At 53.0% G+C, this 1,029-nt stretch carries 1 pseudogene; it reads left to right on the plus strand.

The window, feature by feature from the left end:
* Positions 1–1,024 (plus strand): annotated as a pseudogene (locus GAC_RS04605) (large ribosomal subunit assembly factor BipA); the annotation flags it as partial.
* Between the last annotated feature and the right edge of the window lie 5 nt (positions 1,025–1,029).

The raw sequence follows: 1,029 nt of genomic DNA on the forward strand, positions 1-1,029 counted from the left end.
ATGAAGCCGGTGCCGGAGACATAATAGCCGTTGCTGGGCTCGAGAAAGCCTCAGTTTCTGACAGCATTGTGGACGTTGCTGTAAGTGTGCCTATTCCCTCTACCCCCGTAGACCCCCCAACATGGCCGTGACTATTGGTGTGAATGATTCGCCTCTGGCTGGCACTGAAGGCACCAAGCTTACGTCTACTGTAATCAAAAATAGATTGCTGTCCGAAGCTGAAACCAACGTAGCAATCACGGTGAAAGAGGGGGAACGCAGTGATTCTTACGAGGTTGGCGGCAGAGGTGAGCTACAGCTCGGTGTGTTGATTGAAACGATGCGGCGGGAAGGTTTTGAGCTTTCTGTATCGCGCCCGCGTGTCCTATTTAAGAAGGAAGGGTCAGCCCTTCTGGAGCCCATGGAAGAGGTGGTGATTGACGTTGATGAAGAATACAGCGGCATAATCATGGAAAAGTTAAGCTTCCGCAAGGGCGATATGCAAGATATGTCGCCATCAGGGCAGGGCAGGGTGCGCATGGTGTTTCTGATTCCTTCCAGGGGGCTGATTGGCTACCATGGCGAGTTTCTTACAGACTCCAGAGGCACTGGCATAATGAATCGCCTGTTCCACGGGTATGCGCCACACAAGGGTGATATCCCTGGCAGGGTGAACGGCGTGTTGATTTCCACTGGGCAGGGTGAGGCAGTTGCGTATGCCATCTTTAACCTTCAGGACAGGGGTGCGATGTTTATCAAGCCCCAAGATAAGGTATACATGGGTATGGTGGTCGGGCTGCACAATAGGGGCAATGACATCGAAGTGAACGTCTTGAAGGGCAAGCAGCTGACCAACATCCGGGCCGCGGGCTCTGACGAGGCCGTCAGGCTTGTTCCGCCGCAGTTAATGACGCTAGAAGAAATGATAGGGTTTATAAACGACGACGAGCTGGTGGAGTGCACGCCAAAATCCGTAAGATTGCGGAAAAGGTTCCTAGACCCCAATGAGCGCAAGCGCTTTGCAAGGGCTAAGAGTGCAACTTGAGTGCG

The organism is Anaplasma marginale str. Florida (assembly GCF_000215485.1).
In the GTDB taxonomy this organism is placed as follows: domain Bacteria; phylum Pseudomonadota; class Alphaproteobacteria; order Rickettsiales; family Anaplasmataceae; genus Anaplasma; species Anaplasma marginale.